The following is a 22062-nucleotide window of genomic DNA, read 5'->3' on the forward strand; positions in this document are numbered from 1 at the left end:
ATGAATACCAGAGTTATCCAGCTGAAATCCACAGCGTCTCCCCGCCAGTTCACTGACGTGGTTCCCGTTCCGTTGAGTGATGCAACGATGCTGGAACGTAAAAACAAAGTTCTGGCCCGCATGAAGGATGAAGGTTTTGACGCCATCCTGATCTATGCGGATAAGGAGCACGGGGGTAACTTTGAGTATCTCACGGGATTTTTCCCCCGCTTTGAAGAAGGCCTGCTACTGCTAGAACAAAGCGGTAAGGCTACGCTGATTCTGGGCAATGAAAATCTCAAAATGGCCGGCTATTCCCGCATTCCGGTCACGCTGAAGCACTGCCCGTACTTCTCGCTGCCTAATCAGCCCATGGATAATGAAGTCAGCATCGAGCGGCTGTTTATGGACATCGGCCTTAACGCGTTTACTAAACTCGGGCTGGTTGGCTGGAAAATGTTCACCTCCACCTACGGCAACAACAAAAAGCTGTTTGATTTACCGAGTTTTATTGTCGATGCCGTCAGAAGCACGCTGCCTGCCGCATCCGCGCTGGAAAATGCCGCGCACCTGTTCATTCGTGGCGACGGCGGCGCCCGCACCACCAATAATGAAAATGAAATCGCCCACTATGAATATGGCGCGAATCTGGCGTCCAACTGCGTCCTTAATGCGATGAACGCCGTTACGCCAGGCATTCGTGAAACGGAGCTGGGTAACTATCTGTCGGCAGAGGGGCAGTATCAGACCGTTGTGACCATTGCTGCTACCGGGCAGCGCTTTGATAAGGCCAACTTTTTCCCGACCGACAAGCAGGTTGAACGCGGTCAGCCCGTCTCCCTGACGGCGGGATTTAAGGGCGGACTTTCCAGCCGGACGGGATTCGCCGTGGCGGATGAAAGTGAACTGCCGGCGAACCAGAAAGACTATCTGGACAGAGTGGCGAAACCCTATTTTGCGGCCGTCGCCACCTGGCTTGAGCAGATCCGGATTGGTATGCCCGGCGGCGAGATGTATGCGCTGATTGAAAAGGTGCTGGATAAAGAACGCTACGGCTGGCACCTGAACCCCGGGCATCTGAGCGCGGATGAAGAGTGGATGTCTTCCCCGATTTACAACGGGTCGGCGGAAACGTTAAAAAGCGGCATGATTATGCAGATTGATATTATCCCTACGGTGCCGGGCTATACCGGCGTGAGCGCGGAAGAGAGCATCGCGCTGGCGGACAGCACGCTGCAGGATAAAATCCAGACCGCTTATCCTGCGCTGTGGGAGAGGATCGCTGCCCGGCGCGACTACCTCCGCGATGAATTAAACATTCACCTGTCGGATGATGTCATTCCTTTATCCAACAGCGTCGCCTATCTGCGCCCCTTCCTGCTGGCAAAAGATCGCGCCCTGAGCTGCTAAGATCCTGTTTTCTGCCCGCAAAGCCGTCTTTAAATAAGGAACCGCAGTGGTTCCTTATTTCCTTTCTGACGTACCCTTGCGGACTCTCTTACACCTCATCTCAAAACGCATTGACCATACTAAAATGCTCAATTTCAATCACCACTCTCAAAATCCTGCAGAAAAAAGATTAAGTTCAATCATAGAATCGTACTAAATGTGTGACGAGCGTCGATTAAAAATCTTTTGTGATTAAATAAAATCAAATTGATTTCACTTAATCACAAGGCAACCGCATGAAGATCAAATCAACATTAGAAAAAATACCCGGCGGTATGATGCTGGTCCCTCTGATCATTGCCGCACTACTCAACACGTTTTGTCCAAAGGCACTGGAGATCGGAGGATTTACTACTGCTTTATTTAAACACGGCACCCTGCCTTTAATTGGCGCATTTCTGCTTTGTATGGGCGCGGGAATTAGTTTCAAAGCCGCTCCTCAGGCGCTGCTACAGGGCGCCAGCATTACTTTTACTAAGGTCATTATCGGCGTGATGATTGGCTTTGGTATCGAATTTTTTTTTGGAAACCAGGGGATTTTCGGGCTGAGCAGCCTGGCGGTCATCGCGGCATTTGCTAACGCTAACGGTGGCCTGTATGCCGCACTGGTTGGCGAGTACGGGACAGAGCGCGATGTAGGGGCCATCTCTATCCTCTCTCTTGGCGATGGCCCTTTATTTACGATGATTGCACTGGGTGCCGCGGGTATGGCCAATATCCCGCTAATGGCATTAGTCGCCGTCATCATCCCTATTCTGGTAGGAATGATCCTTGGCAATATCGACCCTGACATGCGTGATTTTCTGACACGAGGGGGGCCGGTACTCATCCCGCTGTTTGCTTTTTCAATTGGTGCCGGCATTGACCTTGATATGCTGTTAAAAGGTGGGATTGCGGGTATTTTCCTCGGCGTGATAACCACCTTTGTGGGCGGGTTTTTCAATATTCGTGTTGACCGCCTGGTAGGCGGCAGTGGCGTGGCTGGCGCAGCAGCCTCCAGTACAGCAGGTAATGCCGTTGCTACCCCGTTTGCTATCGCCCAGGCCGACCCCTCCTTTGCTTCCGTCGCCGCTATTGCGACGCCGCTGGTTGCAACATCCGTCATTACTACAGCGATTCTGGCCCCGCTGTTAACCGCATGGGTAGCCAGGCGCAACCGCAGAACCGAACAGGAAACCAATGTATGAGAGCGCTGATAATCGCCGATGATTTTACCGGCGCTAATGATACGGGCATGCAGTTAGCGAAAAAAGGGGCCAGAACGGAAGTCGTGATGAACCGGTCTGTACGCGCTTCGTCACGTACCGATGTACTGGTACTGAATACCGAGAGCCGGGGATTAAATGCGCAGGATGCCAGGCGTCAGGTTGCACAGGCTATGCAATCCGTAGCAGCTCAGATCGCCCTGACATCGTTGATCCTCTACAAAAAAATCGACTCTACTCTACGCGGTAATCTGGGTGCAGAAATTGATGCCGCCATGCAAATCGGCAACCGTCGTATCGCAATTGTTGCCCCTGCGATTCCCAGCTTGGGCAGAACGACAGAGAACGGTGAATGCTGCGTGTACGGCATCCCACTGCTGGAAACCGAATTCGCCAGCGATCCGAAAACTCCGGTGCTCTCATCACGGATCAAAACGCTGATTGAAGCGCAAAGCCACTGCCCGGTTTCCGAAGTCAGCCTTTTGCAGGTGCAATCCGGCAATCTCGGCAAACATCTGCAGCAGCTGATCCCCGCGCGGGGCGAATGTATCGTCGTCTGCGATGCCCGAACACATGACGATCTTGCCACTATAGCTAAGGCGGCGCTGTCACTCAGCGTAGCCCCTTTGTTGGTGGGAGCTGCGGGTCTGGCCGACGCTTTGCCGCCATCCCGTTACTGCACCCAAAGCATACTGCTACCCGTGCTGGTAGTGGCAGGCTCGATGAGCGAGGCCACGTGGCATCAGGTAGAACAGATTCGCCAGGCTCATCGTGCCGAAGTCGTGGACATTGACGTTCGCAGCCTGCTAGGCGTCGACAACGGTCGACAGCTCTCCGTACTGGTGGATAACAGCTGCCGCATTTTGTCAGCGGGTAAACACTGCATTTTGCGCACCTGTAGAACCCTGGAAGAACGCAACAATATTCATTCCCTGTGCCAGGAATTTCATCTCTCCCAGCGCGAACTGGGTGAAACGCTGAGCCATATACTCGGCGCGCTGACGTTGCGAATAGTTGATGGCGCAAAAGTGGGGGCGCTATTCCTGACCGGTGGGGATATCGCCACTTCAGTGGCGCAGGCGCTGGGAGCCACAGGCTATCGTATTCAGGGGGAGGTCGCCCCCTGTATTCCGTGGGGAACCTTTATCAATAGCGAGATTGAAGACCTGCCCGTTATCACTAAGGCTGGCGGATTCGGTGCTGACAATACCCTCCAGAACGCTCTGGAATTTATCGAGGAAATGTATAGTGAATAAACATGTTATCGCCGTCACAATGGGTGATGCGGCCGGAATTGGCCCGGAAATTATCGTAAAATCTTTAATGGCTCCAGAACTGGACGGCGCACCGATCGTTGTCGTCGGCTGCCTCCGCACGTTTCAGCGTCAGCAGCGTCTGGAAATCGTTCCGACGGCCCATTTTCGTTCAATCGCAAAAGTGAGTGAGGCATGCTTTGAGTCAGGCGTTATTCACGTGATTGATGAACCCGCGGCATCACCCGACACGCTGATTGCGGGAGAGGTGCAGGACCAGGCTGGCGACCTGGCTTTCCGCTGCATTAAACGCGCGACTGAGCTGGCCATGAGCCACGACGTGCAGGCCATTGCCACCGCTCCTCTTAACAAGGAAGCGCTGCACCTTGCGGGGCATATGTATCCTGGCCATACCGAACTCCTGGCCACCCTGACCGGTAGCAAAGACTACGCCATGGTGCTTTACACCGACAGGCTCAAAGTCATTCACGTCACGACCCATATTGCGTTGAGGAAGTTTTTAGATACGCTTAACCAGCAACGTATTGAAACGGTTGTCAATATTGCCGATGAGTTTCTTAAACGCGTTGGCATTGCGCGCCCCCGAATTGCAGTGGCAGGAGTAAACCCCCACGCAGGAGAGAACGGGCTTTTCGGCACGGAAGAGATCGAAATCGTTGCACCCGCTATTTCCGTAATGCAGAAAAAAGGCGTTGATGTCTCCGGTCCCTGCCCGCCGGACACCGTGTTTTTACAGGCATATGAAGGCAAATACGATATGGTCGTGGCCATGTATCACGATCAGGGCCACATTCCACTAAAGCTGCTGGGTTTTTACGATGGCATCAACATTACCGCCGGCCTGCCGTTTCTGCGAACCTCATGCGATCACGGTACGGCCTTTGATATCGCATGGACAGGAAAAGCGAAACCTGAGAGCATGATAGCCTCTATCCAACTTGCGATGAAACTGGCTTAAGTATCTATGATTAAAGGACAAGATCGCCTGGAACGCATTGTCGAATTTATTCGCGGCCATAATCTGGTGACGGTAGAACAGCTGGTTGAGTTTATCGGCTCCTCGCCGGCAACGATTCGACGCGACCTGATCAAGCTTGATAATGTCGGAACGATATCCCGCGTTCATGGGGGGGTTGTCTTTAATCGGCCCATTACCAGCCAGCCGACTACCTATGAAAAACTGGCCATCAATCATGCTGAAAAGCTCTCGATTGCCGCGCAGGCCGCGCAGCTTATTCGAGATGGCGATGCGGTCGTGCTTGATGCCGGTACGACCATGATGGAGCTGGCGCGTAGAATTACCCACCTCTCTCTGCGGGTAATCACCGTTGATCTGCATATCGCGCTATTCCTGTCCGCCTTTAAGAATATTGAGGTCAGCATTATTGGTGGGCGAATTGATGACAGTAGCCAGTCGTGCACCGGACCGCACGGCTGCTTACTGCTGCAGAGCGTTTATCCCGATGTGGCGTTTATGAGCTGTAACTCATGGAGCCTTGAGAAAGGAGTTACCACGCCAACGGAAGACAAAGCCAGGCTTAAACAAAGTGTTATCGCTAATGCACGCCAGAAGATTTTGCTGGCGGACAGCGGAAAATATCATGCCTGGTCGCTCTACAGCGTGGCGCCGCTTGCGGCATTTTCAACCATCATCACCGACAACCACCTACCCGCAGACATCGCCAGTGGGCTGAAGGCGGAAGGCATTTCGTTGACGACGGCCGAGGTAGAAGTACCGCAAGGGTAAATCAGAAATCCGCCTTCAGCCCCTGCGGCGCAATGAAGATTTCCATATTCTCGCGGGATAGCTCCCAGTGTTCGAACACCAGGTCGACCACGGCCTGCTCGTCCCGCGCTTCGATAGCAACGATAAAGGCATCATGATGCTCGGAAGCAAGCTGCAGCCGGCGTTCCATATCGGCGTTCTGCGGGCGGAAGAAGGTGTGGCCAATACGGCAGTGGTCGATCAGCAGTCGGCCGAGGCTCGGCTGAAGATAGGGGTTACCCGCCATCTCGCCCATGATTTCATGAAAACGGTTGTTCTCCAGCGCCAGCGCTTCGGCGTCGCGACTTTGCACCGCTTTACGGAAGCGCTTCTGCGTCTCCTTCAGCGCTTTCATCTGCGAGGGTTTGTAATTCTGCACCGCCAGGCGCCCGGTTGCCGCGTAGATCATCGGCGCAACGAGGAAGAAATTGCGCAGGCTGGAGTGGCTCATCGGGATCACCCGCACGCCGCGTTTTTCAACGATTTCCAGATAGCCTTCACCGGCCAGCCGCTGAAAAACCTCTCTTACCGGCGTGCGTGATAAGCCGTACTGTGCCGTCAGGCTGGCTTCGTCCAGCAGCTCATCGGGATCGAGTTCCATGGTTAAAATGAGACGCTTTAAATCCTCATAAAGTGCGACTTTACCCGATCTCAATGTTGCCTCCTGACGTGACGATCTTCAAATCCTGCACGCGAAATGCGCCGTTCCAATAGTAATTAACCTACAGAAAAAGTGCGTATACAGCAAAAATAATTCAAAAATTTCATGCGATACCTGGATCGACATAACGTTTTCAATAATTTAGTAAGAATAGTGGATTATCAATAAGTAAAGAGATGACGTGTCGGGGGATTTTTACCACATCTGGAATAAAATTCAGGCGGAAAAAGGGGGGAAACGCTGGCGCTAAGGCCAGAGTTTTTGCATGAAATGCTGCCGGTCCATCCGGGCCGGCAGCAGGGAACGGGTTCAACGCGAGCGTTATTCGCCCGGGACGTCAATCCAGATGGTTTTCAGCTCGGTGTACTGATCCAGCGCGAAGGCGGATTTATCACGCCCGCCAAAGCCGGACTGCTTGTAGCCGCCGAACGGCGTGGTGGCATCCCCTTCACCGAAGCAGTTCACCGTGACCGTACCGGCGCGCACGGCGCGGGAGACGCGAATGGCGCGGTTCAGCTTGCCGGTATAGACCGACGCCGCCAGGCCGTAAGGCGTGTCGTTCGCCAGCGCAATCGCTTCGGCTTCGGTTTTGAAGGTGGTGATGCACAGCACCGGCCCGAAGATCTCCTCGCGGAACAGCGCGCTCTGCGGCGTCACGCCGTCGATCACCGTTGGCTGGACGTAAATACCGTTTTCGGTATCGCCGCCCTGCACAATGCGCAGCCCTTCCTGACGCGCCGTTTCCAGATAGCCGCTGACCTTGCTGAAGTGATCGGCAGAGATCATGGTGCCCAGGCGGTTTTCCGGATCGAGCGGGTTGCCCATCGGCCAGCTGCCGATCTGTTCAGCGATCAGCGCCAGCAGACGGTCTTTGACCCCTTCCTGCACCAGCAGGCGCGAGGTGGCCGAGCAGTTTTCACCCATGTTCCAGAACGCACCGTTCAGCACGTGCCCGGCAACGGTCGCCAGATCTTCCGCATCATCAAACACCACCGCCGGGTTTTTACCGCCGCACTCCAGCACCACTTTTTTCAGGTTGGAATCCGCCGAATAGTGCAGGAAGCGGCGTCCGGTGGCGGTGGAGCCGGTGAAGCTCACCATATCGATATCCGCATGCAGGCCAATCGGCTCGCCCACGTCCTTACCGGTGCCGGTAACGATATTCAGTACGCCGGCAGGTACGCCCGCCTCGAAGGCCAGTTCGGCCACGCGCAGCGAGGTCAGTGAGGTCTGTTCAGCGGGTTTCACCACCACCGAGCAGCCTGCGGCCAGCGCCGGGCCGATTTTCCACGCCAGCATCAGCAGCGGGAAGTTCCACGGCAGCACGCAGCCCACCACGCCAATCGGCTCACGCACCACCAGCGCCATCGCGCCGTTGCCCACCGGGGCGGTGTGGTCGTAAAGCTTATCGATCGCTTCCGCGTACCATTTGATGATGTGAATGGTTTCCGGCACGTCTACCGCCAGGCATTCGCTCACCGGCTTACCGCTGTCGAGGCTTTCCAGCACCGCCAGCTCGGTCACTTCCTGCTCCATCAGCGCCGCCAGCTTCAGCAGCACCGCTTTACGTTCGCCCGGCGGCAGCTGGCTCCAGCTTCCGGCGTCAAAGGCGGCGCGTGCGGCATCAACGGCGCTGTTCACGTCGGCGATGTCGCAGGCGGCGAGATCGGCCAGTAATTCACCGGTCGCCGGATTGGTGGTCGGCAGGGTTTTGCCGGAGGCAGCCGCCACAAAGCGGCCGTTGATAAATGCCTTGTCGGCAAATTTCAGGCCCTGAACCACGCCGGCAACATCGTTTAAATTCTGAATCTGAGTCATGCTATCCCCTTACCCGGTAACCGCAGCAACATTGCGTTTCACGCCTTCAATCACAGCCTGCAGCTGCGCTTTCTCTTCTTCATCCAGCGCCAGCAGCGGAGCACGCACCGGGCCTGCGGTCAGGCCGGCCAGATCGCAGCCGTATTTAATGGACTGAACAAACTTACCGCCGTCGAGGAAGTTCATCAGCGGCATCATCGCGGCCATAATCTGACGACCTTTAGCGAAGTCTTTCTCAACCACGCAGGCTTCATACAGGGCAACGTGTTCGCGCGGAATAAAGTTAGAGCCAGCGCAAACCCAGCTGCGCGCGCCCCAGGCGAAGAATTCCAGCGCCAGGTCGTCCCAGCCGCAGGAGAGTGCGATGTTCGGGTACTTAATCGCCAGCAGATGCAGGTTATTCAGATCGCCGGAGCTTTCTTTAATCGCCACCACATTTTTCGATTTGCTGACTTCGGTGAAGTAGGTTTCACCCATGCTGATGCCCATACGGCCCGGGTAGTTGTAAAGCATGATCGGCAGCTGGGCGGCTTTATCCACGGTCAGCGCATGGTGCGCGTTTTCCAGTTCGGTCGGCAGCGCGTAAGGCGGCGAGGTCACCAGAATTGCATCGGCTTTGTGTTCGCGGGCGTGCTGCGCAAAGGCAACGGCATCTTCCGTGCGGATAGCACCGGTTCCCACCACCAGCGGCAGGCGGTTGCCGATCACCTTGCGGGCATGCTCCACCAGCGCCAGGCGCTCTTCGGTGGTTTGCGCGTAGTATTCGCCGGTGGAACCGCCGATGATAATGCCGTGAACGCGGGCTTCAATCAGCGACTCCAGCACGTCGGCAAAGCGAGCAAAATCAATGCTGCCATCGGCTGCGTAAGGGGTGATTGCCGGGGTGAAGATACCATCAAATGTCAACACGTTAACCTCCAGGGGGAAAATCAGTACCAAAATCGCCCGCCGTGCGGCAGAAAATGGCGACGTTTGTTAACAATTTGCACAGCCCGGTTTGGCAGGTCAATGAAGCAGAAGTTTTTGTATACCCATAAAATACAAAAAAAATTCGTATGAATGGTACATTTATACAAAATTATTTTTTAAAAATTATTAATATCAATGCATTAAAACTATTTTTAACAGGGAAAAATTTTCTACATGATTTCCGATAACGATCACATTATGAGATTATTACGCTATCTGGCATATTTACAGCACCGGTCAGGAAGCATAGTTTTGATGCTGCATTTAACCAGGTTTTAACAGATATCCCGCCAGGTTCGCAGGCGAACACAGTAAACAGAGGTAGAAGGCTATGCCCCAGAATAAAGCGACGCTCACAGGACTGATTGCCATCCTGCTCTGGAGTGCGATTGTAGGATTGATCAAGAGCGTCAGTGAGGGATTCGGTGCAGTCGGCGGCGCGGCGCTGATTTACACCTGTAGTGCCGTTCTGCTGCTGTTCACCATCGGCTTCCCCAACATCCGCAAATTTCCACGCAGCTATCTGATCATCGGCAGCGTGCTGTTCGTCTGCTACGAACTTTGCCTGTCGCTGTCGCTGGGATTCACCCACTCCGGCCGCCAGGCGATTGAAGTGGGCATGGTGAATTATTTGTGGCCCAGTATGACCATTGTTTTATCGGTTATTGTTAACCGGCAGAAAACCAGCCTGTTAATTATTCCCGGCGTGATTATTTCCGTAATGGGAATTTGCCGCGTCCTGGGTGGAGACAGCGGTTTCTCGCTCAGCGAGATGGCCAGTAATATCATGGATAACCCGCTTAGTTATGGCCTGGCTTTTAGCGGCGCGATTATCTGGGCCATCTATTGCGTGGTCACCAAAAGAATTGCGCAGGGCAGTAACGGCATTACGCTGTTCTTTATTTTAACCGCCCTGACGCTGTGGGTGAAATTCCTGCTGTCGCCGCAGCCCGAGTTTGTTTTATCGGCGAAGGTGTGGATTAATCTGGCGCTGGCGGCCATGGCGATGGGCTTCGGCTACGCGGCCTGGAACGTGGGGATCCTGCACGGCAACGTGACTATTCTGGCGGCGGCCTCCTACTTTATTCCGATTATCTCCGCGATCCTTGCCGCCTTTATGCTGAACTCGCAGCTGTCGGTCTCCTTCTGGCAGGGAACCGCGATGGTGAGCCTTGGCTCTCTCGCCTGCTGGTGGGCAACCCGCACGGTGGCTGAAAAAAAGCTCTCCTGTAAGGCCTCGTAGCCTCTTTCCGGGGGGAGCCCCCTCCTCCCGGCATCGTACTGACTGAATTAAAAAGAAAAAGCATCCATTCAATCGTCTTTAATCGGAGGGGAATTGATATGCCTTAACCCGCAGAGAATTAAATTTAAATCCAGTGAGTCAATTAATGAAAACAACCTGCTCCGGATAACATTCTGACAAATTTATCTGGTTTAAAATAATCCCGTTAATGCTGTGATTAAAAGTAATAAACCCCGTGACCGTAATAAGCATCCATCGCTTTCATGCTTATTACAGTCATTATGTTGTGCTTTTTATTCAACGGTATCGGAGAAAAACAGGAGTTAAAATGTCCGCTCATATTTCTGTTGAAGACGTGCCGCTCAGCCGCTTCCACCGATTACTTACCGTCCGCTCCGGCGGCGGATCCTTCGTTGATGGCTACGTGCTGAGTATCATCGGCATCGCCATGACCAAAGTCTCGCCGGCTTTAGGGCTGAATGCGTTCTGGGAAGGCCTGATTGCCGCCTCGGCGCTGTTGGGGATTTTCTTTGGCGGCTTTTTAGGCGGCGTACTGACCGACCGCCTGGGCCGACGCCTGATCTATTTCGTTGGCCCCACGCTGTTTATCCTCTGTTCGCTGGCGCAGTACTGGGTTCAGAGCGGTGAAATGCTGTTTATCATGCGCCTGCTCAGCGGCGTAGCGGTAGGAATTGAATACCCGGTGGCCACCGCGTTCCTGGTGGAGTTTCTGCCGAAAAAATACCGGGGACCGTGCCTCGCCACGTTAACCATCCTGTGGTTTGCCGGGGCCGCCACCGCCTACATGACCGGGGAAGCCATTCTTTACTTTGGCGGAGCGGAAGCCTGGCGCATCGCGCTGGCCAGCACCGCCGTCATCGGCGTGGTGCTGTTCGTTATCCGCCTGGGTACGCCGGAATCTCCACGCTGGCTGATCGGTAAAGGCCGCCATGCGGAAGCGGAAGCCGTGATCCGCCGCGTCTACGGCGACGACTTCAGCCTGAAGAATCTTTCGATGCCGTCCGAAAGCAAAAACCTGTCCTTCATGAATCTGCTGCATTCGGGCTACGGCAAGCGCATGGCGTTTGTCACTATTTTCTGGACCTGCTCGGTGATCCCGGTGTTTGCCGTGTACGCCTTTGCGCCGAAAGTGCTGGACGCGCTGCACCTGAGCGGCAACTGGGCCTCCTACGGGTCGGTAGCGATTACGCTGCTGTTTGTGATCGGCTGTGTTATCGCCACCCGACTGGTGAATACGCTGGGCCGCCGCAGGCTGCTGCTGCAAAGCTTCCTGTGGTCAGGCCTGGCGCTGCTGCTGCTCGGCCTGCTGCGCGACGGGCCATCGCCGGTGATCCTGCTGCTGTTCGGCACCTATGCCCTGTTTATCGGCGGTGCGCAGGTGCTGCAGCTGGTGTATCCGAATGAGATTTTCCCCACCGAAATCCGCGCCGCCGCGGTAGGCATTGGTACTTCAATGTCGCGCATTGGCGCGGCTGTCGGTACCTGGCTTATCCCGATTTCGTTACAAACCATCGGCATCGGTTCAACCATGTACATCGCCGCCGGGATCACCGCCGTGGGGCTGATCGTTTCCTGGTTCCTGGCCCCGGAAACCGCCTCACGCAACCTGGAGGATGCCGCCTCCCTGGACGATGGCCGCCCTCAGAAGGCGCGTGGCCGGGGCGATCTGTCGCGGAATAACGCCTGATACCCTGGCTCAGGGGCTGCACTGCAGCCCCTTTTTTTACGGTTTAATTAACTTTTCCACTTCCCGTCGACGCTTGCGGTAAGAGCTGGGTGTTTCACCATACTGCTTGCGGAACCAGGCGATCAGGTGGGAAGCATCGGCAAACCCGGTGGCGGCGGCAATGGCGTTGATGCTGTTGCTGGAGTCGGCCATCAGCTTGCGCGCCTGCTCCAGGCGCATCCTCCGCCAGTACACCGCCGCCGAATAGCTGGTGCATTTCGTAAAGATCAGGTTCAGCTGGCGGAACGTCACTCCGGCAAAGGCAGCCACCTCCGCCAGGGGAACCGGGGAGTCAAGGTGATGCTTCATCAGTTCGATCACCTTGTTAACCACCTCATTTTCATAGACGTCCGGCGGGTTCTGATTCTCTTTCTGCTTTGCCCGACTGGCGGGCACCGCCGTGTCATCCACCAGCAGGTACTTCAGCACCTTCTGAGAACGCACCAGCCCACAGTGCTGGCGGATCAAATCGGCCGCCAGATCGATGGCCGTTCCGCCCGGGCAGGAGATGATGCCACCGTCTTTGATGTAGGTTTTATCGATCACCGGAATCGCTTTCGGAAAGCGCAGCCGGAACTCATCGCGGGTGGTGAAGTGAATGGCACACTGGCGCCCGTCCAGCAGACCGGCGTTGCCCGCCACAAACGCACCGCTGCACAGGGTGATGATGGGGATATTGCGCGCATGGATTTCTCTCAGCGCCTGCAGAAGCCACTGCGGCGGCTGGCGCGTCTCCTCCAGCAGCCCGCCCGCCACCACGAAGTAATCCCAGTTTCGGGAGAAATCCAGCGCCGCCGTGGGTGACACGGGCAGGCCGCAGCTGGCGGTGACCGGCCGATCGTCGCAGGTCATCCATTCCCAGCGGCAGAAAATCTGGCGGCTGGAGAACGACTCATCCGCCGCAAAGCGCAGCGATTCCACCAGCCCCGCCACCGAGGCCAGGGTGAACTGCTTCATCAGCAGAAAGCCAATGGTCAGATCGGGCTTTGATTCCCCGTTTTGTTCAGGCGCTATCTGTTGCTGCATGGTTCTCAGGGTTCCTGTAATCCGCCCAGCTTGCTCAGCAGGCGCTTCAGATCGCGAATATCCTGTTCGTTCAGACCGGAGGTGATGGTTTTTTCGGCGCTTTTTGCCTGCTCCACCATCCTTGCCAGCATCGCTTCGCCGTCAGCCGTCATGGAAACCAGCTTGCGGCGGCGGTTATCCGGATCGATCACCACGTTCAGCAACCCGCTCTTTGTCATGCGATCGATAACATAGGTTCCCGTCGCTTTATCAAATCCGGCGCGATTCCCCAGCGTTTGCTGATCGCAGCGGGTCTCCTCCGCCAGCACCACCAGAATGGCGTACTGCACGGCGGACAGACCGGTATCAACGCACTGTGCCCAACAGGTCGTGGAATGCTGCCCGGCGCGGCGCATCAGGTGCATCAGCGACGAGTCCCCGTGTGGCCACAGGGGGGCAGCAACAATTAAGTCAGGATTTTGTGACATGGACTGTCTTGACTCCTTAAAACGATAATTCTATAGTTCGAACTCAAACTGTTTATACTCAAACTATAACCCAAAAGTTTATCAAAAGAGAACCGCATGAAGCTTGTTGTCGGCATGACCGGTGCTACAGGCGCGGCAATTGGCGTTCGCCTGCTTGCCGCACTGAAAGACCTGGACGTAGAAACCCATCTGGTGATCTCCAAGTGGGCCCGCGCCACCATTCAAATGGAAACGCCCTACAGTGTACAGGACGTTATTGCCCTCGCCTCCAGGACTTACAGTGAACACGATCAGGCGGCCGCCATTTCCAGCGGTTCTTTCCGCGTTGACGGCATGGTCGTGGTGCCCTGCAGTATGAAAACCCTGGCCGCCATCCGCGGCGGCTACGGCGATGGCCTGATTGCCCGTGCCGCCGATGTTACGCTGAAAGAACAGCGAAAACTGGTACTGGTGCCACGGGAATCGCCGCTGAACGTTATCCATCTGGAAAATATGCTGGCGCTTTCACGCGCCGGAGCGATGATGCTGCCGCCCATGCCCGCCTTTTATAACAATCCGGCCAGCATCGATGACATCATCAATCATTTTGTTTCCCGCATTCTCGATCAGTTCGGTCTTGATAACGATCTGACTAAACGCTGGGGCTAACGCCCGCCATCTTCCGCTACGAATCAGGAGAGCCGGATGAAATATTACGACGATTTAAGAAGTTTTATCGATGCGCTGGATACCATGGGCGACATCATGCACGTGACCCGCGAAGTGGACTGCGATTTTGAACCCAGCGCGATCACCCGCCGCAGTTACGAAATTCAGTCCCCGGCCCCGCTGTTCCATCATATTACCGGAATTGAACCCGGTTTCCGCCTGTTTGGCGCACCGGCCTCGCTCTCCTCACGCAGCGATATGCCGTATGCCCGCGTGGCGATGTCGCTGGGACTGGCGCCGGAATCAACCGGCCTCGAAATCGTTGAGGCGCTGTCCGCGGCACGCCACAAGCCGGGTATTCCGCCGGTGCGCGTCGCGTCGGCTGCCGCGCCCTGCCAGCAGAATATTTTACGCGGCGAAGAAGCCACCCTCGATCGCTTCCCGATCCCGTTTGCCCACGACAAAGACGGCGGCCGCTACGCCAATACCTGGGGCACGCTGATTGTGAAAACGCCGGACGGTAAATGGGTGAACTGGTCGATCGCCCGCGTGATGAAAGTTGACGGTAAAAGAATGGTCGGGCTGATTGTGCCGAGCCAGCATATCGGCCAGATCTGGGCAGAATGGGTGAAAATCGGTGAGCCGATGCCCTATGCGCTGGTACAGGGGCCGGCCCCGGCGATCTCCTGCGTTTCCGGCATTCCGATCCCGGCGCACGCCGATGAAGCGGACTATATCGGGACGCTGGCCGGTGCGCCTGTAGAAGTGGTGAAGGCGGTCAGCATCGATCTTGATGTACCGGCAACCGCCGAGATTGTGATCGAGGGGCACGTTTCTATTACCCGTGACTGCCAGGAAGGCCCGTACGGCGAGTACGGCGGCTACCTGGGATCCGGCTCTTCCGCCCAGCCGACCTTCCATGTCGAGGCAATTACCTATCGCGACGATCCGATCTGGCCGATGTCGATTACCGGACGCCCAACGGATGAGTCCCACACGCTGTGGGCGATTGGGCTGGCGGCGGATGCGCTGACTTATCTGAGGGAAGCCGGGCTGCCGGTGAAAGCGGCCTGGATCCCGGAAGATTCCACGGTGCACTGGCTGCTGGTAGTGATGCCGGAAAACTGGCGCGAGCTGCTGCCGGGCGTTTCCAGCGAAGCGCTGTCGCAGCGCATCGGTGAAGTGCTGTTTAAAACCAGCGCGATGGTATTCATTCCCAAGGTGTACGTGGTGGATGACGATTTCGACCCGACCAACTTACGTGAGGTGGTGTGGGTGCTGTCGACTCGCGTACATCCGGTGGGCCGCCGCGCGGTGTTTGAGGATCAGCGCGTAATCCGCCTGCCGCAGTGCTACGAAGAAGAGGAGTACGTCGCGGGGAAAGGCGCGAAGGTGGTGTTTGATACGCTGCAAACCACCCGTCATCTTCACGCCTCGTTCGAACAGGGCTATCCGGAAGACGTTCGCCAGCGCATTCTTGATAACTGGTAAGTTCTGACGCCTGTTTATCCCGTTCCCGGCACCGTTCGCCGGGAACAACCACCTTCCCCCCGGCTGCAGCAAAACCGCCGCTCGCTAAGGCCGTCAGCCGGTTATCGGTTGAGAAAGATCGATAATTCTGTCGGCGCTGGCAATGGTCGACGGTCGGTGCGCAACAATGATGCGGGTAATATTCAGCGCCACGATCGACGCATTGATCATCTTCTCGTTGTGCATATCGAGATGGCTGGTTGCCTCATCCATAAACAGCACGTTGGGTTTCTGATACAGCGCGCGCGCAATCAGCAGGCGCTGTTTTTGACCGCCGGAGATCCCGCCGCCCAGCTCGCCGATCATCGTTTCGTACCCCATCGGCATATGCATAATTTCATCGTGAATATTGCAGCGCTTCGCGCACGCCTGCACCAGATCCATATCCTGCCGATCGTCAAATCCGGCAATGTTGTCGGCTATCGAGCCGGAGAACAGCCGATCTTCCTGCAGCACGCAGGCGGTGCTGGCGCGGAAGTTGTTGATGCCGATTTTTTTGACGTCAAACCCGCCGATAAAGATCTCACCGCTGTCCGGCTGCAGCAGGCCGGACATCACCTTAAGCAGCGTGGTCTTACCAATGCCGGAGGTGCCGATCAGCGCCACCGATTCGCCGGGGGCGATGGTGATATTCACATCAGAGAAGATCGGTTTTGACAGCGCATCATACTGATAGCTCACGCCTTTTATCTCCAGCGATACGCCGGTGTTCTCCTCAAACACCTTACGAAACGGCAGCTCCTTCTCCGGCTCGCTGTAGGCAATTTCGGAGATACGCTCATTGTGAAGCGACAGCATTCTCAGCTGGATAGTCAGGTTAATCAGTGAGGTGGCCCGCTCGGCAAACTGTCCGCGATAGGCGTTAAACGCCATAAACATCCCGAGGGTCATATTGTTATCAATCACCATCATCGCCCCGAGCCACAGAATGACGACCTGATCGAGCGAGTTAATGAAGGTGTTAATCCCACCAAACATCATGTCGAATTTCGTCTGCCGAAGGGTGGCATTGCTGGTATCAATGTTGGTGTTCAGCCAGTGCTGAGATCGCCGGTGCTTCAGGTTGAGTGATTTGATGGTCGCAATACCGTACAGCGACTCCATAAAGTGCGACCCCGCGCGGGCGCGTTTGACGATCAGTTCCTCATTAATCGCACGATAGAATTTGTAGGTCGACAGGCGGATCAGGATGTAGCAGAGCGTGAAGCCCAGCACGACCAGAACCAGCCAGCCGCCGTACAGCGACAGCATCACCAGCAATCCGACCGCCATAATGGTGTCCATAATGCCGGTCACAATGCTGTTGGTGAAGGTCGAACGGATAGTGTCCAGCGAGCTGAAGCGCGACTGAATATCCCCCAGCTTGCGCTTTTCAAAGAACGAGAGCTGCAGGCTGAGCAGATGATCGAAGAAGCTGGTCTTCCACTGAATGTCCGTGTAGGTATCCAGCTTAAGCGATACCCAGGCGCGGATCATACTGACAAAGGTTTTGAAAATGGTGAAGAAGATCAGCCCGATACAGATCACCAGCAGCAGGTTGTGATCGCGCGGGGGGATAACGTGGTCGGTGACCATTTGCGTGCCCATCGGCAGCAGCAGATTAACCATTTCAATGACGATCGACAGCATAAAGATTTTGGTCAACGCAGGCTTGAGGCCCACGATGCTGTGCATCAGATCCCTCAGGCTGATCCTGGACCGCAGCGTCTCTTTCTTAAAGTGGCTGTCGGGCCAGAGCTCCAGGGCGATACCGGAAAAGTTCTCGGACATCTCTTTCTTCTGCACCACCCGCCTGCCCATCGCGGGATCGTTAATCACGTAGCGATGGCCTTTTACCGCCACCAGAACCACAAAGTGATTCAGCGACCAGTGCAGGATGCAGGGCAGCCTGAGCTCGCCGATCTCTTCCAGCTCCAGAGACAGGGCGCGGCTTTTCATGCCGACCTCATGGGCCACCCTGTCCAGTACGTTGAGCGTTGCCCCCTGCGAGGAGGATCCGTAGCGATTACGAAAGTTGAACAGATCGATGTCTTTACCGTAATAACCGCAGACCATCGCCAGACAGGCGTTACCGCATTCGGTGGCTTCGGACTGAATAATCACCGGCACTTTGCTGCGGATGGAAAAATTAATACGTTTAAAAATCTGGTCCAGCACGTTGTTATTCATCACCCGGTCCCTTTAGGCTCTGCACTATTTTATATACGGGTGAAAACAGCCACATGTAGAGCGGTCGCTCCTCCATAAACACCACGCTCCTCGCCTTAAGTCCGTTGGCCAGAACTAATTTCCTTTCCTTGTAGACGAACTCCTTATCTTTAATATCCACAATGGTTTTATACAGCGTCACCGGAGCCTCGGAGTTCGCAGCAGGATGGTTGAGGTCGCTTAACTCCCTGCGGGTTGCGGGCATCGAAGAAATTGAGATGATTTTTCCGGAAAACTGGCCGAATTTATCGGAAGGGAAAGCATCATAGCGGATATTCACCACGTCCCCGGGTTTGACATACGGCAGGCTGGTATCCGGGAGCCACAGCATCAGATAGTACTTTACGCCGTGTATCTGCTTGATTTGCGCCAGGCTGCTCCCGGCTTCAACCATCTGACCCGGCGTAGCGGCGATCGACTCAAGCCGGCCATCAATGGTTGATTTGATCATAATGGTTCCGTTAGCGCTGCTTTCCACCAGCTGGGTGCGATAGTCGTTTAGCTGGTTGTACTGGCTGGAAATCTGGTTATCCATATCGGAAGATTTGGTCGTCAGATCGCTGCTCAGTTGCGTAATTTGCAGCTCCAGCTGCATTTTTTGTGAAGAGAGGGACTGGTAGGTATTTTGCTGCTGTACGTACAGGGAATGCTGGCCGCTGTACTGATCCTTGGTGATTAACCCCTGCTTGAGATAGTCGTTGTACGCGTCCAGCGTGCGCTCCATATCGGACATACCGCGCCTGGCGGCCAGCAGCATATCATCCGTTTCTTTAAGCGAATTTTCATAGCGCGCAATCTGCTGCTGGGTCGTTTTAAGAAAATCGTCCTTGTTCTCTTTCAGCTTGCTGATGATCTCTTCTGCATTACTGATTTTTTCCTGCACCATGGAAATACTGGCATCGCTGACGTTACCCACGCTGGTGGTTTTTGAAACATCCAGCTCAAACAGGAGGGTTCCCTTTGTCACGCTGTCCCCCACCTGAACAAACTGGCGAAGGATGTAGCCCACCTGTGGCGAAGAGATATTGAGCGGATGGGGCAAGGTAATGACCTCACCGTCAACATCAATACGCTGGGTAAAATTAAAGAAGCACAGAATGGCAATGGCAATCGCCAGGAACGTCAGACAACACGCTGAAATAATGAGGGATGAAACACCCCTGAGTAAAATAACCCGCCCGTTCCAGTAACTTTTCTGGTGGTCTACGGCTTCCTGCCGGAATAGTTTTCGACTCATTCACACTCAACCTTGATTTTAAGCAGGACCGAATCCTTCGGCCCGATGTCAATATAGTCTGGAAAATAGCGTTGGTCGGCTATTTGGGGTGGCAAATGATAATTCGCCAGGCGGAGATTTACAAGATATTCACGCCCCCTGTTGAAAACCACTCTGGAAATTAACGGCACATATAATAAAAAATCCAGCCAGCGCAAATTCAATAAAAAATAAGAAACAGAATCCGCCGTCCGGAATTTTTTAGCGAAAAAACGTCAACAATAAAATCGGCATAAACCCCTGCCGATCCTGGCGAATTAATTTTCGGAAGTGACCAGCCTATCCTGCGTATTTATCGCTGACTTATCGCTGAGTAAAACATATCTTTTTTGCAGCTGTTCCAGGGCTGTTTCTATCTGCCTGGGCTGCAGATCCGGCGATTGCGCATCGTAGCGTCGCAGCAGTTCCTCAACGGGAAGCGAACGGTTAAAGGCCTGCGTGATGGCAAACACCTCTGATTTCAGCTCACTGACGGTCATATATTTTCCGCGCTTTTCATCCAGCCCGTTCAGCCGCCCCGCCAGCTTCTGGAGCTTCTGCATGCCCTCGTGCCAGTTAACCAGCGCGCTCGCCGGCTGCGCATTGTCTTCCAGCTCCCGTTGCCATTGCTGCTGCATCTGCCGCACGGCCGGATTATCCGGCCACAGTATCCGGGCCTGGTCAATGAGTTCCCGGCCATAGCGCTCCGGCCAGCCCGGCGGCAGCGACATCAGCCATTTAAGCTGCGCCTGCAGCTTTCCTGCCGGGATTTCCGCGCTGACCGAAGCGTGCCGAAGCTCGCTCAGCTGCTGCGCCGATAGCCGCTCAGGTAACGGCGTCAGCGACGCCGACAGCTGCCGCTGCGCCGGGGAAGGCTGCATCAGCGCGTTGACTCCCCACAGCAGCAGCCCGCCCACCAGCAGCGCACTCCCGGCCCCGAGGAAAAACGCCCGTCGCGCACTCCGCCGGGGCCACTGGCCGGCAGGTCGGGCAGCGAGAGGGAAACCAGCGGCAGCATCGCGATCGGTATCGGCCACCTCCCGCTCGCCGGGCGTCCCCGGGGAGCCGGTAACGCCTGCAGGGTTGGGATGTACGACATAAATACGTGGGCCGGAAGCCGACAGCGATTCCGCAGACTCGGTGGCGACGGCCTGCGGGGGAAGTGTCACTTCCGTCTCAGGTTCCCCGCCATGCGGCGCGTTTTCAAGGCGGGTAATTGCCTGCCCCACCTGCTGCTGGAGCACGTCCAGACGGCTGGCCTGTTTTAGTTCGTGCCGGGTCAGTATCTCAATGAACGTCGCCAGGCTTTTTTCAATCTGATAAAGCAGTGCCAGATCGTCCCGATCTGCCAGCGGCAGCGTACGAAAAGCTTTCTGCAGACGCTGATTCAGGCCAGTAATGATTTCCATTCGTGCAGGCGTGCTGCCGGGCCACATCACTGACCATTGCCAGGTGCTCAGCGCATTAATTAATGCCAGGCCTTCACTGATGCCCGCCAGGCCAGCAATATGCGTACGCGCCAGTAAATACCAGGCGGCGGTTTGCAGTTCAACGCCGTTGTTTTCAAACAGCCTGAGACACAGGGATTCCGTATATTTCCAGTCCACGTCCGGGCGGGCGGGATGAGACAGCTTCATTAATTCTTCGCGCAGCGCGATATAATCCGGTAATGCCCGCGGATCGCCGCCGGTTCTGAGATGTTTGTCCTTTTTCACGCGTATCGTTCCATCAGGTGTACTGTTAAAGGTTTATTTTTTCAGTGACGCTCTTAATTTAGCATCAATAACATCGCAATGCTCGTATTAGCGACTTCGGGATAAAAGTCTTAATTCAGCGCAACATCTTTATAACCAGAAAAGAAAAAATACGGGAAACCGGCTTTCCGTTAATAACTGGAATGATTAAAACAGCAGCCTCCTCTTTATTACGCCTGTATTCCTCCGGGAGACGTCATTCAGTAAATGGCGGGAAAGTGCAAAGCGGTAATTCAGAAAATCAAAAATGCTGAGAGGGGCTGAGAATGGAGAATATCTTGCCCGATTTCCATGAATTTATGAATTTTTGTGTTCGAACGGGGGGATATACTTTTCCTTGTGAAACCCAAAAAGGATTAATTCAATGATTTTTAAGCCAAAATTCATCAGTTTTGATTGCTACGGTACCCTCATCAACTTCGAAATGGGGCCAACGGCCAGGACGCTTTTTGCCGGCCGCGTCGAGGATAAACGGATGTCTGCCTTCCTCGAAAGTTTCCGCTTCTACCGGCTTGATGAAGTGCTGGGTGACTGGAAGCCATTCCTGCAGGTGGTGGAAAACGCGATCCAGCGGGCGTGTCGCGCACACGATGTTGAATACCGCGCTTCCGATGCGCTGGCGCTGTATAACGCGGTGCCGACCTGGCAGCCGCATCCCCACGTGGTCGAAACGCTGGAACAGGTTGCCCGCCACATTCCTTTGGTGATCCTGTCCAATTCAATGGTCGATCTCATTCCACACAGCATCGCCCATCTCAAAGCGCCTTTTCACGCCGTGTACACCGCAGAAGAAGCGCGTGCCTATAAGCCGCGTGCACAGATCTTCGAGTATATGTTCGACCAGCTGGGCTGCGGGCCTGAGCAGATGATGCACTGCTCATCCAGCTTCCGCTATGACCTGATGACGGCCTGCGACCTCGGTTTTATGGCAAAAGCGTTCATCGATCGCGGGCATGAGCCCAGCGTTGATGGTTATGACGTCAGTCGGATCACCGACTTCCGCCAGCTTCCAGGCCTGCTTGGCCTGTAATCCTGACCGGGAAGACGCAGATGAAGCGAGGAAA

At 55.1% G+C, this 22062-nt stretch carries 18 protein-coding genes; 10 read left to right on the top strand and 8 right to left on the bottom strand.

What is annotated here, in order from left to right:
• The 5 genes from PGH32_RS12995 (at position 1) to PGH32_RS13015 (ending at position 5654) form a co-directional block, all read left to right on the top strand.
• Positions 1-1389 (top strand): M24 family metallopeptidase, encoded by a 1389-nt coding sequence (locus tag PGH32_RS12995; protein WP_337894219.1) that lies wholly within the window; start codon positions 1-3, stop codon positions 1387-1389.
• A 275-nt stretch (positions 1390-1664) separates the two neighbouring features.
• Positions 1665-2615 carry a 2-keto-3-deoxygluconate permease gene (locus tag PGH32_RS13000; RefSeq protein WP_337894220.1) on the top strand — a complete coding sequence of 317 codons (951 nt, stop codon included), beginning with the start codon at positions 1665-1667 and terminating at the stop codon, positions 2613-2615.
• Positions 2612-3889, top strand: coding sequence for a D-threonate kinase (gene dtnK, locus PGH32_RS13005; RefSeq protein ID WP_337894221.1), 1278 nt, complete (start codon positions 2612-2614; stop codon positions 3887-3889). Before PGH32_RS13000 ends, dtnK begins: the two co-directional genes overlap by 4 nt.
• A gap of 19 nt (positions 3890-3908) precedes the next feature.
• Positions 3909-4865 carry a D-threonate 4-phosphate dehydrogenase gene (locus PGH32_RS13010; RefSeq protein WP_443112777.1) on the top strand — a complete coding sequence of 319 codons (957 nt, stop codon included), beginning with the start codon at positions 3909-3911 and terminating at the stop codon, positions 4863-4865.
• A gap of 9 nt (positions 4866-4874) precedes the next feature.
• Positions 4875-5654, top strand: a complete 780-nt coding sequence (locus PGH32_RS13015; RefSeq protein WP_314423146.1) for a DeoR/GlpR family DNA-binding transcription regulator — start codon at positions 4875-4877, stop codon at positions 5652-5654.
• 1 nt (position 5655) lies between these two features.
• On the opposite strand, the gene PGH32_RS13020 is transcribed toward PGH32_RS13015, so the two are convergent.
• The 3 genes from PGH32_RS13020 to PGH32_RS13030 all read right to left on the bottom strand — a co-directional run bounded on the left by PGH32_RS13020 (position 5656) and on the right by PGH32_RS13030 (position 9060).
• Positions 5656-6327, bottom strand: coding sequence for a GntR family transcriptional regulator (locus PGH32_RS13020; RefSeq protein WP_337894223.1), 672 nt, complete (start codon positions 6325-6327; stop codon positions 5656-5658).
• Positions 6328-6654: 327 nt separating this feature from the next.
• Positions 6655-8151 carry an aldehyde dehydrogenase gene (locus PGH32_RS13025; protein ID WP_337894224.1) on the bottom strand — a complete coding sequence of 499 codons (1497 nt, stop codon included), beginning with the start codon at positions 8149-8151 and terminating at the stop codon, positions 6655-6657.
• 9 nt (positions 8152-8160) lie between these two features.
• A complete protein-coding gene (locus PGH32_RS13030; protein ID WP_314422701.1) occupies positions 8161-9060 on the bottom strand; it encodes a dihydrodipicolinate synthase family protein in 900 nt (299 codons plus the stop codon).
• 391 nt (positions 9061-9451) lie between these two features.
• Here PGH32_RS13030 and yddG point away from each other — a divergent pair, with 391 nt between their 5' ends.
• Positions 9452-10363, top strand: a complete 912-nt coding sequence (gene yddG, locus PGH32_RS13035; protein WP_337894225.1) for an aromatic amino acid DMT transporter YddG — start codon at positions 9452-9454, stop codon at positions 10361-10363.
• Between the two features lie 328 nt (positions 10364-10691).
• Positions 10692-12071, top strand: a complete 1380-nt coding sequence (locus PGH32_RS13040) for an MFS transporter (protein ID WP_337894226.1) — start codon at positions 10692-10694, stop codon at positions 12069-12071.
• Positions 12072-12107: 36 nt separating this feature from the next.
• On the opposite strand, the gene PGH32_RS13045 is transcribed toward PGH32_RS13040, so the two are convergent.
• Positions 12108-13136, bottom strand: a complete 1029-nt coding sequence (locus PGH32_RS13045) for a GlxA family transcriptional regulator (protein WP_314422683.1) — start codon at positions 13134-13136, stop codon at positions 12108-12110.
• Positions 13137-13141: 5 nt separating this feature from the next.
• Complete coding sequence (locus tag PGH32_RS13050) at positions 13142-13603, bottom strand: MarR family winged helix-turn-helix transcriptional regulator (protein ID WP_314422681.1); 462 nt, start codon at positions 13601-13603, stop codon at positions 13142-13144.
• A gap of 96 nt (positions 13604-13699) precedes the next feature.
• Here PGH32_RS13050 and PGH32_RS13055 point away from each other — a divergent pair, with 96 nt between their 5' ends.
• Both PGH32_RS13055 and PGH32_RS13060 read left to right on the top strand, forming a co-directional pair.
• Positions 13700-14251: a non-oxidative hydroxyarylic acid decarboxylases subunit B gene (locus tag PGH32_RS13055; RefSeq protein ID WP_314422674.1), complete on the top strand. Its 552-nt coding sequence runs from the start codon at positions 13700-13702 to the stop codon at positions 14249-14251.
• Between the two features lie 36 nt (positions 14252-14287).
• Positions 14288-15742, top strand: a complete 1455-nt coding sequence (locus tag PGH32_RS13060; protein WP_337894227.1) for a UbiD family decarboxylase — start codon at positions 14288-14290, stop codon at positions 15740-15742.
• Between the two features lie 93 nt (positions 15743-15835).
• On the opposite strand, the gene PGH32_RS13065 is transcribed toward PGH32_RS13060, so the two are convergent.
• The 3 genes from PGH32_RS13065 to PGH32_RS13075 all read right to left on the bottom strand — a co-directional run bounded on the left by PGH32_RS13065 (position 15836) and on the right by PGH32_RS13075 (position 20959).
• A complete protein-coding gene (locus PGH32_RS13065) occupies positions 15836-17950 on the bottom strand; it encodes a peptidase domain-containing ABC transporter (protein WP_337894228.1) in 2115 nt (704 codons plus the stop codon).
• Positions 17943-19226, bottom strand: a complete 1284-nt coding sequence (locus PGH32_RS13070; protein WP_314422654.1) for an HlyD family secretion protein — start codon at positions 19224-19226, stop codon at positions 17943-17945. The genes PGH32_RS13065 and PGH32_RS13070 overlap by 8 nt, the downstream gene beginning before the upstream one ends.
• A gap of 296 nt (positions 19227-19522) precedes the next feature.
• A complete protein-coding gene (locus PGH32_RS13075; protein ID WP_337894229.1) occupies positions 19523-20959 on the bottom strand; it encodes a VasL domain-containing protein in 1437 nt (478 codons plus the stop codon).
• Positions 20960-21362: 403 nt separating this feature from the next.
• On the opposite strand from PGH32_RS13075, the gene PGH32_RS13080 reads away from it, so the two are divergent.
• Complete coding sequence (locus PGH32_RS13080) at positions 21363-22028, top strand: haloacid dehalogenase type II (protein ID WP_337894230.1); 666 nt, start codon at positions 21363-21365, stop codon at positions 22026-22028.
• The last annotated feature ends 34 nt before the right edge of the window (positions 22029-22062 follow it).

Origin of the sequence: Erwinia sp. SLM-02 (genome assembly GCF_037450285.1) — a bacterium.
In the GTDB taxonomy this organism is placed as follows: Bacteria; Pseudomonadota; Gammaproteobacteria; order Enterobacterales; family Enterobacteriaceae; genus Erwinia.

What these genes read in the sequence shown, in the direction of transcription:
- PGH32_RS13025 (WP_337894224.1), bottom strand. Translation starts at nt 8,151, where the DNA reads ATGACTCAGATTCAGAATTTAAACGATGTTGCCGGCGTGGTTCAGGGC.
- PGH32_RS13045 (WP_314422683.1), bottom strand. Translation starts at nt 13,136, where the DNA reads ATGCAGCAACAGATAGCGCCTGAACAAAACGGGGAATCAAAGCCCGAT.
- dtnK (WP_337894221.1), top strand. Translation starts at nt 2,612, where the DNA reads ATGAGAGCGCTGATAATCGCCGATGATTTTACCGGCGCTAATGATACG.
- PGH32_RS13055 (WP_314422674.1), top strand. Translation starts at nt 13,700, where the DNA reads ATGAAGCTTGTTGTCGGCATGACCGGTGCTACAGGCGCGGCAATTGGC.
- PGH32_RS13010 (WP_443112777.1), top strand. Translation starts at nt 3,909, where the DNA reads ATGGGTGATGCGGCCGGAATTGGCCCGGAAATTATCGTAAAATCTTTA.
- PGH32_RS13050 (WP_314422681.1), bottom strand. Translation starts at nt 13,603, where the DNA reads ATGTCACAAAATCCTGACTTAATTGTTGCTGCCCCCCTGTGGCCACAC.
- PGH32_RS13070 (WP_314422654.1), bottom strand. Translation starts at nt 19,226, where the DNA reads ATGAGTCGAAAACTATTCCGGCAGGAAGCCGTAGACCACCAGAAAAGT.
- PGH32_RS13080 (WP_337894230.1), top strand. Translation starts at nt 21,363, where the DNA reads ATGATTTTTAAGCCAAAATTCATCAGTTTTGATTGCTACGGTACCCTC.
- PGH32_RS13000 (WP_337894220.1), top strand. Translation starts at nt 1,665, where the DNA reads ATGAAGATCAAATCAACATTAGAAAAAATACCCGGCGGTATGATGCTG.
- PGH32_RS13065 (WP_337894228.1), bottom strand. Translation starts at nt 17,950, where the DNA reads ATGAATAACAACGTGCTGGACCAGATTTTTAAACGTATTAATTTTTCC.
- PGH32_RS13040 (WP_337894226.1), top strand. Translation starts at nt 10,692, where the DNA reads ATGTCCGCTCATATTTCTGTTGAAGACGTGCCGCTCAGCCGCTTCCAC.
- yddG (WP_337894225.1), top strand. Translation starts at nt 9,452, where the DNA reads ATGCCCCAGAATAAAGCGACGCTCACAGGACTGATTGCCATCCTGCTC.
- PGH32_RS12995 (WP_337894219.1), top strand. Translation starts at nt 1, where the DNA reads ATGAATACCAGAGTTATCCAGCTGAAATCCACAGCGTCTCCCCGCCAG.
- PGH32_RS13060 (WP_337894227.1), top strand. Translation starts at nt 14,288, where the DNA reads ATGAAATATTACGACGATTTAAGAAGTTTTATCGATGCGCTGGATACC.